This window comes from Flavobacterium limi (assembly GCF_010645075.1).
GTDB lineage: Bacteria > Bacteroidota > Bacteroidia > Flavobacteriales > Flavobacteriaceae > Flavobacterium > Flavobacterium limi.
Window position 1 is genome coordinate 199,039 of sequence record NZ_JAADZV010000008.1, and the last position, 15,730, is coordinate 214,768.

Sequence of the window (15,730 nt, forward strand, 5' to 3'; positions counted from 1 at the left end):
GACGGTTAAATACGCATTTTTAACGATGCAAAATAAGTGTCTAATATTTATAATCCAATTTTAGAATATTATTTATAATAATACTACTTAACAATTTGATATACTCTAACATTTTTAATTGTAATAATAAACGGTCAACCGTAATTTTAAAATTCCGGAACAAAGACTTATTTAGTTTTATGGTTTTTAGATGTGTTAAATATAATTTTCAAGTATTTCAGAATGTTCCTTATTGTTAAGTTAAGGATATTATTTAAAAGTTTTTAATCTGGAAACGACAACTCTTTATTTAGTAAGATTAATTTATTCACAACTCATAATAAACATAATCTTCTCTTTATGTTTTACTAATATGACTTTTGAGATTCTAAAAAAAATTGAACAATAAATTGAATTTTTGCAGAGTCAACTGAAAAATAATTAAAGATGATAAAGCTTAAAGTTTGCAATTTTAATCTAATTCACGCTTATATCTTTATTATCAAAAGTTATATAATTAACACGATTTTAAATTACTTAAATTGAAATTTTACAAATTAAGAGATAAATCCTATAAGCTTTAATAATAAATTGAGTGTAGTTTAATACTTACTATACCAATTAACATTTATTAATTTTATATCTGGGCTCATGTCAACTAAACTTATTTTCAGGATTTTAAAATCATTCTTTCTCATATTTTTCCTTTCATTATTAATAACAGGCTGTACAACATGGAAAATCGGAGCTTCAGGACAAAAGAAAATTTCTGGTAAAACATATGTTATTATTGGCGCGTCAAGCGGAATGGGGCGTGGTGTAGCAGAACAGCTCGGAAAATATAAAGCAAACGTTGTTCTTGCCGCACGCAGAACCGATCTTTTAGAAGAAGTTGCTGCTATAATACGAAAATCAGGAGGTAATGCAGTTGTCGTTACGACGGATATCAGCAAACAGGAAGATCTACAAAGAGTGAGAAATGCAGCATTAAAAGAATTTTCTAAAATTGATGTATGGATTAATATGGCAGGTGTTACTGTAATGGGACGCTTTTGGGAGGTTCCTATGGAAGATCAGATGCGCGTAATAGATGTCAACTTAAAGGGATTTTTCTATGGAAGCAGAACAGCTGTAGAACAGTTTATCATACAGCGGAAAGGTATTTTGATTAATGTCGCATCTGCTATGAGTGAAATTCCGTTAGCGTATCAAACCAGTTATTCGGCCACCAAATCCGGAATCAGAAGTTTGGATCTCGCTCTGTCTCAGGAACTGCGTCTTAATGGTTATGATAAAATAAAAGTGGTGACCATTGAACCCTGGGCAGTTGATACTCCAATATGGCGTCATGCCGCTAACTACACTGGTGTTGAACCGAAAATGGCAATGATGGATGAGCCTGATAAGGTAGTAAATGCAGTTTTAAGAAAATCATTAAGACCTAAAAAAATAGTCCCGGTAGGAGCAAAGGCCCAGGCAGCATCTTTCAGTGCTAATGTATTTCCAAGGTTTTCGGAATGGTTTGGGGGGAATATGTCTCATAAATACCAAATTGAAACAGGACCTGAAGTTCCGGATACTCAGGGTTCACTATACGAACCAATTCCAGAAGGCAGGGGCATTGATGATGGTGCGAATGAAAGGATGAAGGAACATAAAATGAAGGAAAAAAAGCAAGGTAAAATTAAGTGACTCTATTGAGTATTTATTATTTTTTTAATGCTTCAAATTTGATCTAAGATTTCAGTTTTACAACGAATTACGTTCAATGTATAGAAATGGATTTTTAAATTTGTCTTTTCCTTTAGATAGAATGGCTTCTGCAGCTTTTTGTCCCATTGTTATAAAATCACTACTTAATACGGTAATATCTAACAAAACTTTTAGCGGAGTATCATTGTAAGATATAATTCCGATATCATCTCCTATTTTAAGTTTTTTTTCTTTGATTTGCTGTACCAGATTCACCAAATCATTGTCTTCAATAATAATATAGGCATCTTTTGATACAAATTCCAAACCGACAGGGATTTCTTCCATAATTCGGGATTCAAACTGATGCTCGGAGCAAAATTCTAAAAATCCTTCCAGAAGCCCAATAGGATAAGGAAAAACAGCTTTGGTAGGATACACCAAAATTATTTTTTCATATTTTTTTAATTTTTCTACACCCTCATTAAGAGCGTTAATGACATCTAATTTAAAATCCTGATAAACTACCGGAAAACTTCCCGAGATCTCTGAATGGGAATTATCCAATATTACTAATTTATCTTTCGGGATAGAATTAATAGCTTTAATTGTTATTGGTGTATAATTGATGTGGCTTTGTTTAACATCCCTGAAGTGAGGCATGATGACAAAGTAATTGTAATTATTTATATTTTTCTTTATGGCATTAATAAAAAGCTGTTCATCGCAATAGTACAGATACATATCTACCTGACCATTTTCTCCCAGGGCACTTACAAATGAATTATAAATTTCCATTTTATAGGTGCATGGCTTATTTATAAGAAAAAAAACATTAATATTAGAATCAGGATCTTTTGATTCTACAAAATTGCCAAGTCCTGTAACCGAATAAATCAAGCTGCGATCCCGTAATTCTTTAAATGCTTTTTCTGCTGTATCACGCGAAACAGAGTTTTTGTTACTTATAGTTCTTATTGAGGGAAGGCGTTCACCAATTACAAATTTTCCTTCCAGAATATCATCAGCGATGCTATTCGCAATCTGGATATATTTAGGTATACTTGAATTTATTTGCAAATCAATTGCGGCATTCTCTCTTTCTGCTTTCATTTTTTACTAATCTATTTGCCGAATATAATCATTTTTTAAATATTAGTGTAAAAAATACAATTATAATTTTTTTATACCATTCAAATCCATAAAAATATAGTCAGACATAACTAATATGAAAAATCCATTGAAAAAATTTACACATGATTATTAAAACCATTTTGAGAATGGAGTTTGCGAAGATTTAATATTGTTTTTATAGTAAAATAGGGCGTTCAAAGAATTATTGATTTTTTAAACTGACAATTTTTCACTTATCTTGTGAAAAATTGTCATAATAATCCGCTGGCATATTTTTTGTTTTTTTGAAAATGCACAGTTTGTGCAAGTTCTAAAATTTATTGTATAACAATTAAAAAATTACTGTTATGAATCTTATTAAAAGAAATGGAAACCGTTTACCGGCTTTCCCGAGTTTGTTTTTTGATGATGTTTTTGGCCGCGATCTTTTCAATTGGGAAAACAACAATTTTTCAACAACAAGCACTACGCTCCCATCAGTGAACATTAAGGAAACTGCAGACAATTACGAGGTAGAAGTTGCAGCGCCGGGCATGAACAAAGAAGACTTTAAAATTACCCTGGACAACAGTCAACTGGTTATTTCTTCAGTTAAAGAAAATGAGTCCGGCACCCACGAAGAAAATTATACACGCAGGGAGTTTAGCTACCAATCTTTTCAGCGTAGTTTCACATTGCCTAAAAACGTAGTCGATGAGGATAAGATAAGTGCCCGCTATGAAAACGGAATTTTATTATTATCAATTCCAAAAATGGAACAGGTCAGACAAAAGGCTCCAAGGCTGATCGATATTTTATAATTTGTTAATCTTAATCAGAAAGCCGCTGCTATACAGCGGCTTTCTTCATTAATAATGATTTTAAAAATTATTATTTCAACCGCATATTCCAGATCCTAAATTACAATTGATACAGGATAAGTTGTAAAAGATTGCAATCTTTATTACTTTTATTATACATGACAAAATGGTTCACTTTTTTTTAGGAGTTTAAAACAAGAGAAAGTGTATTTTGACAGATTAATTAAAATAATTTTAGAATGAATAACGGAAAAAAACTTAAAGCGGTGGCATACGGAGAGGTCCTGTGGGATATTTTTGGAAATGAGAAAAAGATTGGTGGTGCTCCATTAAATGTGGCTTTACGTATGAAAACATTCGGTTGTGAAGTGGCCATGATTAGCTGCGTAGGAAAAGATAAAGACGGAAGGGCAATTTTAGATCAGGTGAAAAGGTTAGGTCTTGATACCAATTGTATTATGGAAACCGAAGATTTTGCTACTGGAGTGGTAAATGTAACTTTAAACAAAAGTGGTTCTGCTGACTACGAAATAACCTACCCAGCCGCCTGGGACAAAATTATACTCAATGATGTGGCCAAAAAATTAGTAGCTGATGCAGATGTTTTAATTTATGGCAGTCTGGTTTGCAGAGACAAAATATCCAGAGAATCTTTGGAAGAATTGTTACACACGAAAGTCTATAAAGTTTTTGACGTGAATTTGCGAAAACCTCATTATTCATATGGAATCCTTGAAAAATTAATGTATTCAGCTGATTTTGTTAAGTTTAATGATGAAGAATTGTTCGAAATTACAGCAGCTATGGGATCATCATTTACGACCCTGGAAGAAAATATGAATTTCATAACGGAAAAAACTACAATAACTGCAATGTGCGTTACGAGAGGGAAGCATGGTGCATTATTAATGTGGGAAGGACAGCTGTACGAAAATTCAGGCTATCCAGTTCAGGTTGCTGATACAGTAGGAGCGGGAGATTCATTTTTGGCTGCTTTAATTACGTCGTTGCTTTCTGGTAAAGATCCGCAGCATGCTGTTGATTTTGCCTGCGCAGTAGGTGCATTAGTGGCTGAAGCTCCTGGTGCCAACCCTGAAATTTCATATTCCAGAATCGAAAATTTAATGATGTAAGCAAAATTATTTTGTCACTGAATCTAATAGGCTTGTTTTAATATGTAAATAATTAAAGGGTATTTTACCAGTTTATACGAACCATAGAGCCACCTGGAAAATCGAATTGTAAATCCTTATTTGGGTTTATCAGCTTATAAGAACCATTATTTTTGACCTCAACTTTAAGAGCAAGCACTTTAGCCTTTGAAAGTCTTGGAAAAAATAATTGTGCATTAAACTGAGGATCACCGCCTACTTGAAAAGACACTGTTTTCTTTCCAAATCGGAATTTCAAAGCCGGATAATTGATAAAAGCGAACGTATTGAGTTCTTTCAGCATAAAATATTGTCTCGGAATAACACCAAACGGCATTCCGGCTCCATATACTTCCTGACCTACACCGCCTGATTTTTCCCACCCGTCATGTATATCTTCAAGCGGAACCCATAATTCCTTTTGGATTTCACCTGTTTTTACATCCTCATTTATCATTTCGGCAGGTAGCAGAGGAGGGTAGTAGTAGGCAATTCTTCCAACAGCATATTTTATAAACTCGGGTATAAGAATTTTGAGTGACGGCAATATATCAAGACCTTCTGTTACTTCCATATAATGATGAAGCGCTGCAAATACTTCAAATTCTTCATAGGCGGCAGTATAAGGTGCATCGTTTAGCGGAAATACAGAAAAGAAGGTTGGAAAATTCTTTCCGTACCCATATCCGCATTCCCAAAGCTGTACATTTTTAAAGATTCCGGCCAGACAACTATAGCTAAGATCAAGATATTTCTGATCATTGGTTTCTCTGTATAATTCGGCAAGCGCACCGGCAGTAAAAGCCGTATTATTAGCCTGATAAAAAATATCAAAACCAAGATTTTCTAAGCTTTTAAGGGCCTTTATGGCTTCAGTTAAAAATCGCTTTTCCCCTGTAAATTTATAAGCCATAATCATGATATGAGCATATGATCCAGGTACATCTTTTTCACCGCCCTTACCCGGTGATGTCTCGGCTTTGATTACCTCCAGTGTTGTCATTTTGTAGAAAACAGGCCATTCGTAATTAAAATGGTGAGCTACCTTTATCACATAATCTACAGAGTCTAAAAAAAGTTTTTCTGCAACTTTATCTCCTCTGTGTGCCAAACGTGAAAGGTTCAGCATAGGGTGGTGCAGGTACCAGGAATCCATCACCATTTCCTGTTTTTGCTCTTCTGATTTATCCAGATTGTCTACACGATCGGGATGCCATCTGACTACAGTTTTAATCCTTTCATCATAAAAATCAGCAAGACCTTTGTTCAGAGTATCAAAGAGAGGATGTTTGGTACCAGACCATTCTAAATATTCATGAAGAGGAAGCAAAACGGCAAGCTGTACCATAATTTCTGCGGGCGTTTCATAATCACCGGCATAAGCTGTCAGAAAGGATGTACTTTTTACCATTGTCCAGCAGGCTTTATTCATATTAAGATCGTCAAGCACATTTTCTGCTATTGCCTGCCAGTCCTGATAAGTGGGAGTTGGCCTTGGTATATTTTTATATACTTCGGACAAACTATCAAGAAATCTTGATGTAACGGCCTCATCTTGTTCAATAATGTCTTCATATAATATAACATAGGCATCAGAAATTGTATATTCAATTCCCGCTGGTATTGGTTTGGTTTTATTTATTGGAAACTGAAATCCTATTTCCGGCCATTCACCCCCAACAGATTCTCTGACAGTTGTTTCTGAAGCCTCACAGTATGCAGACATTGCTGTGAGATTCTGAAAATAAAAAACCGAGCCATTTTTAGGTTTTGTCATGCTGAAAAATAAATTGCCGGATCTTGTCCCTACTTGTTTGGCATGTATAACTCCCGAAGTATTTTCAACTCTTCCGTCAAAAGTAAGCGGCACGATATCGCGAGGCCAGTAAGGTATCAGGAAGGAAAAGAGACACTTAAAAGTAGTAGTGTATCTAAATAAAGCCGGATTGCTATTGGGAAAAGATACTGTGATGGTGTAGCTGGCTAATCGTGTTGAGGCCTTAATCACGATGTTTTCTGGGTTTCTTTCTACAGAAGTTTTTTCAAAATCACTGTTCATACCGAAGGCAAGCCTAAAAGTTATTCGTCCGGCATCAGGCCATTCTGTTGTGAGCCAGATAGAGTCTCCGGTATTATGAATTTGTAATTTGTAACGGGATAATGTTGTTTCAAACAAAACTGTACCATTGACAATATCAGCCTGTACAGTTGCAGTCCAGGGTGTAACAGGATTTATCATAATAGAATAATAATTTATTGTTGATTCTTTTTATAAAACTATCCTTGAGTTTTTTTTTGATTTTATTTTCTAACTTATTGCATTAAAATTACCAGATTGTTTTCTGAGTCTTACAACTGAATTCAGTTTACCAATTAGTAAAAGAGTAATGTTTTAAACTGCCAGAAACTATTTTGCTTAGTTTAACAGCATTGAATTTTGTCTTTCTAATGCACTATAAATATCCTTTACATCTTGTGAGTTCTCTTTTTGTAAAATCAAATTTGCCGTATCCGTATAGACGAAAATAGTATTCTTTAGTCCCAGGAATGTAGTGTGTTTTTCGCAGCCAATAACCATATTGCCATATTCATCAACAGGATGATCTCCAGACAGCAAATACTCATAAACAGCTTCGAATGATCCCAAATCTGACCATGAAAAAGAGGCTGGTACTACCTTTATTTTTTTGCTGTGTTCCATAACGGCATAATCAATACTAATGGATGGAATTTCCATTGATAAATCAAAATTAAGGAAACCGTTATGGTTTGCTTCCCAGGCAGCTTTGGATTTTTCATAAACCTCAGGCTGAAAATTTTTAAGTTCATCTAAAAGGACACCTGCTTTAAAGCAAAACATTCCACTGTTCCATAAAAAATTCCCCCTTGCCATAAATTCTTTTGCAGTAGTTTCATTTGGCTTTTCGCGAAAGGAAACTACCTTATCACCCTGAGCTTCTATATATCCATAACCTGTTTCCGGTTTGGTTGGTATGATTCCAAAAGTTACAATAAAGCCGTCTTTTGCTTTCGATACAGCATTTTCGATTGCAATATTATAATCGATCATTCCGTTTATGATATGATCTGAAGGTGTAATAATCAAAATATCATCAGGTTTTGCTGCAAATGCTGCAAATGCAATCGCTGCGGCCGTATTTCTGGGTGTAGCTTCTACAATATTGAGATATTTAGTATTGGTTTTATTCATTACCTTTTCGCTCAAATGATGATTGTCAACATTCCCCACAACCATGACCTGATCTGCTAAATGGCTGTTACGGTTAACAGTCATCTCAAAAAGAGATTTTCCATCAAATATTTCTAAATATTGTTTTGGACGGCTTTTGCGTGACAAAGGCCATAGTCGGCTCCCCACGCCGCCTGTTAAGATTACATGTACTAATGAATTCGGTGTTTCCATTGTTTCTAAATAAAAGTATTTAAGAATTATAATATAACATTATCTGTTAGCCAAATTTAGAATTTCATTACAGTGCCTATTTACACAATTAGTAAAAATGCTTATATAATTTTGTTTTGCACCTTGTGCAATTGACTTAAATAATAATTAAGGTACGGGATATATTGTTTTTGCTATACTGGGAATTGTGTAAATTTTGAAGGAAATTTAATACTTCTTACTTCTATGTCATTTGTACATTTATTGTAAGTAAGTAAATGTTTATTTTAAAAAAAAAATAGTTATGGCAGAAATTAAAATAGAGAAAAAAAAGCCTGTATGGCCATGGATTGTAGCAATCCTGTTAATTTTTGGACTTGTTTATTATGTGTTTTTAAGAGATGATGAATCGCAAATTGATAATAGCAATAATGTAGAAATTGAAAATACAACAAGTACAGACACAGTGAACTGAAAACTCTTCCTGTAATAAAACTTTGAGGAAGAAATAATTTTTTAATATTAAATGAATATGGAAAAAGATAGAAATTTATACAGGCTGGACGAACTTTCTGATTATAAGATTGCTTCGGACTATTCTGATATCCGAGGGTGGAAAATAGTAGATGCCAACAACCGTACTATAGGTAAAATTGATAATCTTTGGGTCAATAAAGATATGCAGCGTGTTGTTTATCTGGATGTAAATGTTGACAAAGCATTAATAGAAGATAGTAAAAATGAGGTACACGATGCCATAGCTAATGACAATGGGAGGGAGTTTGTTTATAAGGATGGAGACAGTCACATTATAATACCAATTGGATCAGTTAGTATAAATAAGGACACGAAAATTGTAATGGCCAATAGTATAGACTACAATACATTTAGAAGAACAAGCAGGTATAACCAACATCATAATTTTGACAGAAACTATGAAAGGAGTGTACTAAGATCCTATTATCCTGATGATACTTCACGTTTTGAGTCTGATAGCGATGATGATACTTTTTACAGACGCAGAGAGTTTGACAGTTACTAATTCTGATATATAATATAAATAGAAAACCCTGAAAAGAAATTGTAATCATTTTTTTCAGGGTTATTTTTATAATCCTTGATTATTTTCAATTAATAGTCTTCCTCATCTTCATCGGCTTTTTCTTCATCTAAAGTTCTTCTGTTGGCATCATCATCATCATCATCATCATCATCACTTTTAAGATCTTCATCTAAATCTTGTGCAATTGGTGCATTTTTTTGAAAGAATGGATCAGAGGTATCATTTTCTTTTTTATTAGCTGATATATCATCGCTATCTTCATATTCTGGCATATGCTTGTGTCGATGTGACTCATCCTGATGCTGGTTAATTGCAGGATCTTTTTTTTCCATAATTTCTGAATTGATCGAATCGCTGGCAGAATGATCCGCTGCGTGATAACTAAGATCTTCCTGATCGTAGTTATCATAGTTTTCTCTTGACATAATATTTAATTTTAGTGTTTTAATAATTAAAGTTTAGAAAGTTTGGAAGGATCTGTTGCTTCTTCGATAGTTTTTCCTTCGCTGTTTTTTTTATTTTTATTACTCTTATTTTCCTTTGGGTCGTAATCTTTTAAACTTTTCTTTACAGATTGTTGTTTATCGTCTTTCATGATTATAATTTTTTGATTATTCTTCTCACTATGATTTTTTAAGAGCTCCCGTGCCTGTTTAAGTCCGGTTGCAATCGCAATTCCTTCTTCAGCGCCCTCCAGAAGCAGAGCGTTAGCTATTTCTACAGCTTTTTCTTTAATTTCTTCAGGCTGATTTTTATAAGATGGAGGATAATCTCCGTTATACCAAGGCATAATTGTAAGTTTTAAATTAGTTGTAAAATTTTCAGCTTAAAAATTTTCTCTCTTTTAAGGATTACCTTCTCCGCCACTTGAACCGTAAATCTGACCTGTTGCATAACTGGCATCTTCTGCTGCGAGCTGTACGTAAATGGATGCCAGCTCCACGGGCTGACCTGGTCTGCCCAAAGGAGTCTGAGAGCCAAATTGTTTTAGCTTTTCCATTGTAGCTCCACCGCTCACCTGGAGTGGTGTCCAGACTGGTCCGGGTGCAACGCCATTTACTCTTATTCCTTTTGGAGCCAGCTGTTTTGCAAGAGATTTTATATAATTGGTAGTAGCTGCTTTTGTCTGTGCATAATCGTATAAATCTTCTGTAGGGGCATACGCCTGAACAGAACTGGTTCCAATGATAGACGAACCGGGTTTGAGATGCGGAAGCGCTGCCTTTATAATCCAGAATGGAGCATAGATATTGGTTTTCATAGTGGCATCAAAATCTTCGGTCGAAATATCCAGAATCGATTCATGCGTCTGCTGTCTGGCTGCATTATTGATTACAATATCCAAACCTCCTAATGCTTTAACTGCCTGATCAACCAATGTTTTGCAAAAGTTTTCGTCTCGCAGGTCGCCTGGAATCGCAATTGCTTTTCTGCCTTCTGCTTTGATAAGCTGAATCACTTCCTTGGCATCTTCCTCTTCGGTAGGGTAATAGTTAATAGCCACATCTGCACCTTCTCTTGCATAAGCAATGGCGGCAGCCCTTCCCATACCTGAATCTCCTCCCGTTATTAATGCTTTACGGCCTTTAAGCCTGCCGGAGCCTTTATAACTTTTTTCACCGTGATCAGGACGAGGATCCATTTTACTTACTAAACCTGGCCAGGGCTGCTTTTGTTCTTTAAAAGGAGGACGCGGATATTTGGTTTTAGGATCTTCCGGAAGTGATGCATAAAGTCTCTCATCGATGACAGATTCAGAACCTAACACAGGCGTAAAAGCTGTAGTAAGACAAATAGCCCCCATTCCTGTAATTGCAGATCGTCGCGATATATTATTTTTATTATCCATAGTAATAATCTTTAGTTGTTCTTTATTAAGAATTTTTAATGATTATTAAAATTGATAAAAGAGATTGGAATAGTTTTATATAATTACTGTATGTCTTTATATAATTTGTCTAATTTTAAATGTAATTATTTGTTATTGAGTATTTTGTGTTTTCTGATAATTTGTTTCAGCAGCATTCATTTACCTGCATATGTTAAATACACATGAAAGAATGAGAAGATCTCAAATGAAGTAAATAAAAATACTTTCTCTTAATGCTATTAATTGTTTAGTTCAGTTCCTGACGCAATAAGCCTGAAAAGCGGCTCATATTTTTTAATCTGAAGCCTTAGATCTTCGTTTGCTTCAGCTGGGCCGATACTTCCCTGCAGGCAGTATAGTTTTGTATGTTGGACAAACATAAACTGTAACATTCTTATTTTCATCTTCTTTTTGTTATATTCTATTGATTCTTCGGCTTCTATCATTACAGAAGGTATGCCATCTATTGTTACATATTCAGTGCGAATAAGTTTAGTTTGAGGAGACAAAAGTGCAGGAATTGATTTTTCGCTAAGTTTAAAATCCTTAAGATCTGCCGGAAGATCATATGCGACAATTAATATTTTTTCATTGCCGTTTCCGTGATAACTGGTAAACTGCTGAATCGTTTCGGGCATTGAGGCTTCCTGAGCAAGCCAGCTTTTAGGTATTGGGATTTTTAGAAAAGCATTCTCTGCTTTAGGATGATTTTCAGTGCTAAAAAAAACGACATGTCCATCTGTAATCTCCTGATGTGGTTTGTCGTGATATTTGAAGGATAAAATACCTTTTGACAGCGATTCATTATTGATGTTTTCATTTGACCTCTCTTTTACCATCAAAAGGAATTCATGCGCATATTCCTCTTTTTGAATGGGATTGGAAAGCTGATGATTTGAAAGAGAATCAATATGATTATGTAATGAATCAAATTGGGTATCATTAAGTTCTTCACTTAAAAATTGTTTAAGGTTTTTTTCAGCCCGTCCGAATTCGGTATATAAGTTTTTTTCAGCGGCGCCAACCACAGGTTTAAGCCGGGGAAATTCCTCAGAAACTTTTTCAAGAGCCGCATTCTGTCCTTTTAAAAAAGCATAAGTTTCGACAGCAAATGAAACTTTAGGATCATAAATTGTCTGCGAAAAGGAAAGGACAGGAAAAATTATATAAAAAAAGAAAACAATTCGTATCATGTTTTTAAGACAATTTAGGGATTATCGAATTTGTTAAATAACCAATTTTGAATATTTACATTATTTTATAAAAGAGTTATATAATTTCCATTTTTTAATCCGGCAACATTTTTTTCAAGGAGACCAATGAACCTTTAATCCATATTGAAATAGTTTTTAATTATTAGTTAGAAATGTAATTGTACTGTTTTAATGCCAAATATGCTGATCCGATGGATAGCGATAGTTGTATTTTTCTTTCATGTTAAATGTAATAAAAAAGTTACGAATACGATTAAGCAATCGTAAAACCAGTATTTATAAGGCTTTAACAATCTGTTGTTTTGATGAAATTCAGGATTTTTCTGCCTTGCAGTACATCTCAGGATAGTCTGGAATTTCAGTACGTTAATTTTGAGTTATTATTAACTAACCGAAATTAACTACTTATGAAAAAACGTGTTCGATATTATGCTATCCGACTTTTACTGTTGATCATCTGCTTCTCACCAACACTTTCCTCGGCTCAGGGGAAATTGATTGACGGAACTATTGTGGATAAGGATGGACTGCCCATTGCCGGAGTAAATGTTCTTGTAAAAGGTTCCCAACGAAGCGCACAATCCGATTATACCGGAAAGTTTTCCATTGAAGCAAATCTGGGTGAGACCCTTGTAATTTCCTTTATCGGAATGGTGACACAGCAAATTATGGTAACACAGGCAGCATCCATTAATATTATTTTAAAAGATAATCCAAATGAGCTTCAGGAGGTTGTTCTTGTAGGTTACGGTTCTCAGAAAAAGGGAGATCTTACAGGAGCTGTTTCAAGAGCCAATCTGGAACCTTTCAGAGAGGCTCCAAATGTGAGTATTGCACAAACCCTTCAGGGAACAGTAGCAGGTTTAAATGTAGGACAGGTAAACAGTGCCGGGCAGAATCCGAGTATTTCAGTCAGAGGTCAGACTTCATTAGGAGGAAACAGTAATGTACTGGTAATAGTTGACGGCGTGAATTTTCCCGGAGGCATCAACAACATAAATCCTGACGATGTTGCGACTATTGATGTGCTGAAAGATGCCAGTTCTGCAGCAGTATATGGTGCTCAGGGTGCTAATGGGGTAATTTTGATTACGACCAAAAAGGGCGGAAAAAACAAAGCACCGCAAATCAGTTTCTCTACTTCGTATACAACACAGACACCAACAAGTAATATCAGGCCTCTGGGAAGACAAGCCTATCTTGATAAAGTAAAAAACCTGTATTGGGACAAAGCTTATCTGGCTCCAGAATATACACAGCCGGATCCCACTTTCAATTTAGCAGATTATTTATACACAACCGAAGTAGATTCAAACGGAAATATAATTGAAGGCGACTATGACTGGTGGGCAAACGGTACTAAAACGGGAGATATCAAAGATTATAAGGTAAGTATTGCAGGAGGAGGAAACAAAGTAAATTACTTATTGTCTGCTTCCTACACAGATCAGGCTGGTTATATAGTGAATGACCTTTTTAAAAGAACAACTGTAAGAGCAAATGTAGGTGTAGATGTAACCGATTGGTGGAATGTCTCTATGCAATCTTTTGCTACTTTCAGCGATTACAGCGGAGAAGAACCTACTTTAGCAAATATCATCCGAATGCCAAGTCTCTTTAGCCCTTATGATGATGAAGGGAATATTGTTTCAAATCCAACAGGAAATAATACTCTGGGCAATCCTTTTAAAACATTTGCCATTGACGATTATGATAAAAGCACGTATCTCTTTGCTAATTTTTCATCAGACATAAAAATACCTTTTGTTAAAGGATTGAGTTATAAGATCAATTTTGGAAATAATTACACGACAACCGGGCATTATAATTCCAATATCTATGGTGCCGGAGAAACTGGTTCAGCTTATAAAAATAATTCTACCAGATACGATTATACTTTTGACAACATTGTTACCTATAAAAAAACAATTGCAGACGATCATGACCTTGATGTAACATTACTGTATGGTGTAACACACAGGGAAAGTGAATCCACTTCAGCAACGGGTACTGGTTTTACCAATTTGAATCTGAGCTACAACAGTCTTGAACTGGCTGCTATTCAAAAAACCACTTCGGACGGGTGGGATGAAGCTTTGAATTACCAGATGGGAAGGGTAAATTACAAGTTTAGAAACAAATATATTGTAACGGGAACTATCAGAAGAGATGGATTTTCAGGCTTTGCAGAAAATAATAAATGGGGAGTCTTTCCGTCTGTTTCTCTGGGTTGGGTTATTAGTGAAGAAGGCTTTTTCAAAAATATTAATGCAGTGAATTCCCTGAAACTTCGTGGAGGTTACGGAACTATTGGAAATTTGACCACAAGATATTTTTCGCTTTCTACAATGAGCCTTTATGATGCCTATGTTTTTGGCGATGGAGGATCAACTTCTTTAGGACAGACATTAAACAGTCTGCAACAACCTGATTTGAAATGGGAAAAGACCGGAGGGATCAATTTAGGAGTAGATTTTTCATTATTTAAAAACAGAATTACCGGAAGCGTAGAATATTATAATACCAAAACTACAGACCAGTTATTCCCTCAGCCTATTCCGGCAATTTCAGGTGTAAATTCCATTAATGTAAACCTTGGAAACATAAGAAACAAAGGACTGGAATTCACCTTAACCTCGAAAAACATTGATACAAAAGATTTTAAATGGAGTACCACTGTAAATTATTCGCATAATTCCAACAAAATTCTATCCTTAAACGGTTTAGACGAAGATGGTGATGGAAAAGAAGATGATATTACAGCAAGTGATTTATTCATTGGACATTCAATAGGAAGCATATATGGTTATGAAGTTGGCGATATTTACCAGATTGGAGATGTGATTCCCACAGGATATTCGTTAGGAAACAGAAGAATTATTGATCAGGATGGTGATGGTACGATTACACAGGCTGACCGAAAAATATTAGGCAAAACCGATCCTGATTTCAGGGCAGGTCTTTTAAACACATTTACCTACAAAGATTTTTCGCTGAACATCTTTTTTAATACCGTCCAGGGAGGCAAAAATAGTTATTTAAGCGCAAATGAGCCAACGTACGGCGGAAGACGCGATGAGAATGCGCAGGTATTTAATTTCCTTAACAATACCGATTTCTGGTCGCCAATAAATCCGGATGGGGTAAATCCAAGTTATATTAACGCTCCGGCAGTATCCGCAAATAAACTGTATGCAAGGAATTTTGTACGTCTGCAGGATATTTCTTTTTCGTATAATTTGCCAAAAGAAATTCTTAAAAACTTAGGAGTAAGCTCCCTACAATTGTATTTAAGTGGTAAAAACCTTGCGACATGGACAAAATGGAGAGGCTGGGATCCTGAAACCGGTAACGGACTTGCAGATAACGGGCGTCCTGTTCTTAAGGGCTATTCACTTGGGTTGAACGTAACTTTTTAAAATTA

The 15,730-nt window shown here is 35.1% G+C and carries 13 protein-coding genes; 6 read left to right on the plus strand and 7 right to left on the minus strand.

Features of this window, described 5'->3' with window-relative positions:
* The first annotated feature begins 630 nt into the window (after positions 1–630).
* A complete protein-coding gene (locus GXM16_RS16860; protein ID WP_163395663.1) occupies positions 631–1,671 on the plus strand; it encodes an SDR family NAD(P)-dependent oxidoreductase in 1,041 nt (346 codons plus the stop codon).
* Positions 1,672–1,728: 57 nt separating this feature from the next.
* Here the strand turns inward: GXM16_RS16860 and GXM16_RS16865 are convergent, their stop codons facing one another.
* Positions 1,729–2,784, minus strand: a complete 1,056-nt coding sequence (locus GXM16_RS16865) for a GntR family transcriptional regulator (protein ID WP_163395664.1) — start codon at positions 2,782–2,784, stop codon at positions 1,729–1,731.
* A 368-nt stretch (positions 2,785–3,152) separates the two neighbouring features.
* Between GXM16_RS16865 and GXM16_RS16870 the strand changes: the two genes are divergently transcribed.
* Positions 3,153–3,605: an Hsp20/alpha crystallin family protein gene (locus GXM16_RS16870; protein WP_163395665.1), complete on the plus strand. Its 453-nt coding sequence runs from the start codon at positions 3,153–3,155 to the stop codon at positions 3,603–3,605.
* A gap of 239 nt (positions 3,606–3,844) precedes the next feature.
* Positions 3,845–4,738: a carbohydrate kinase family protein gene (locus GXM16_RS16875; RefSeq protein WP_163395666.1), complete on the plus strand. Its 894-nt coding sequence runs from the start codon at positions 3,845–3,847 to the stop codon at positions 4,736–4,738.
* A 64-nt stretch (positions 4,739–4,802) separates the two neighbouring features.
* Here the strand turns inward: GXM16_RS16875 and GXM16_RS16880 are convergent, their stop codons facing one another.
* Positions 4,803–6,995 carry a hypothetical protein gene (locus tag GXM16_RS16880; RefSeq protein WP_163395667.1) on the minus strand — a complete coding sequence of 731 codons (2,193 nt, stop codon included), beginning with the start codon at positions 6,993–6,995 and terminating at the stop codon, positions 4,803–4,805.
* 177 nt (positions 6,996–7,172) lie between these two features.
* Positions 7,173–8,180, minus strand: a complete 1,008-nt coding sequence (locus GXM16_RS16885) for a mannose-1-phosphate guanylyltransferase (protein WP_163395668.1) — start codon at positions 8,178–8,180, stop codon at positions 7,173–7,175.
* Positions 8,181–8,463: 283 nt separating this feature from the next.
* On the opposite strand from GXM16_RS16885, the gene GXM16_RS22690 reads away from it, so the two are divergent.
* Positions 8,464–8,634, plus strand: coding sequence for a hypothetical protein (locus tag GXM16_RS22690; protein ID WP_167519876.1), 171 nt, complete (start codon positions 8,464–8,466; stop codon positions 8,632–8,634).
* 57 nt (positions 8,635–8,691) lie between these two features.
* Positions 8,692–9,201 carry a PRC-barrel domain-containing protein gene (locus tag GXM16_RS16890; RefSeq protein ID WP_163395669.1) on the plus strand — a complete coding sequence of 170 codons (510 nt, stop codon included), beginning with the start codon at positions 8,692–8,694 and terminating at the stop codon, positions 9,199–9,201.
* A gap of 89 nt (positions 9,202–9,290) precedes the next feature.
* On the opposite strand, the gene GXM16_RS16895 is transcribed toward GXM16_RS16890, so the two are convergent.
* The 4 genes from GXM16_RS16895 to GXM16_RS16910 form a co-directional block, all read right to left on the minus strand.
* Positions 9,291–9,647 (minus strand): hypothetical protein, encoded by a 357-nt coding sequence (locus GXM16_RS16895; protein WP_163395670.1) that lies wholly within the window; start codon positions 9,645–9,647, stop codon positions 9,291–9,293.
* Between the two features lie 26 nt (positions 9,648–9,673).
* Positions 9,674–10,012, minus strand: a complete 339-nt coding sequence (locus GXM16_RS16900; protein ID WP_163395527.1) for a DUF2188 domain-containing protein — start codon at positions 10,010–10,012, stop codon at positions 9,674–9,676.
* 54 nt (positions 10,013–10,066) lie between these two features.
* A complete protein-coding gene (locus GXM16_RS16905) occupies positions 10,067–11,071 on the minus strand; it encodes an SDR family oxidoreductase (protein ID WP_163395671.1) in 1,005 nt (334 codons plus the stop codon).
* Positions 11,072–11,331: 260 nt separating this feature from the next.
* Positions 11,332–12,285 carry a hypothetical protein gene (locus tag GXM16_RS16910; RefSeq protein ID WP_163395672.1) on the minus strand — a complete coding sequence of 318 codons (954 nt, stop codon included), beginning with the start codon at positions 12,283–12,285 and terminating at the stop codon, positions 11,332–11,334.
* Between the two features lie 428 nt (positions 12,286–12,713).
* Between GXM16_RS16910 and GXM16_RS16915 the strand changes: the two genes are divergently transcribed.
* Entirely contained in the window at positions 12,714–15,725 is a 3,012-nt protein-coding gene (locus GXM16_RS16915; protein WP_163395673.1) for a SusC/RagA family TonB-linked outer membrane protein, read from the plus strand.
* The last annotated feature ends 5 nt before the right edge of the window (positions 15,726–15,730 follow it).